The following is a 267-nucleotide window of genomic DNA, read 5'->3' as shown; positions in this document are numbered from 1 at the left end:
CCACTCGCTGTCTGCCAGCGAGAAACTCGCCCGTCTGCGCGCCCTACCCGCGCGGGATCTCCTCACCGCGGGATCCCGCATCAAGATGCACCAGTACCGGCCCGTCATCACCTCCACGGACCGTGCTGGGTCCAGCTTCATCCCCCCACCGCTCTTCCAAGACATCAACTCCGGCACCTTCGCCCGGAAACTTGCCAGCAGGAAAACCCGCCTCCTCCTCGGCGAATGCCGCGACGAGCACTTCGTCTACGCGCGGTGGCGGCCTCC

Annotated in this window: 1 protein-coding gene; it reads left to right on the top strand. The window is 66.7% G+C overall.

The window, feature by feature from the left end; translation table 11 throughout:
• A partial coding sequence (locus PZC42_RS21580; protein ID WP_277214227.1) for a hypothetical protein occupies positions 1–267 on the top strand: 267 nt, incomplete at both ends.

It is taken from the genome of Isoptericola croceus, from assembly GCF_029382255.1.
Classification (GTDB): domain Bacteria; phylum Actinomycetota; class Actinomycetes; order Actinomycetales; family Cellulomonadaceae; genus Isoptericola; species Isoptericola croceus.
The sequence above is the reverse complement of the archived record's forward strand: the minus strand, read 5'-3'. Positions and strand labels throughout refer to the sequence as shown.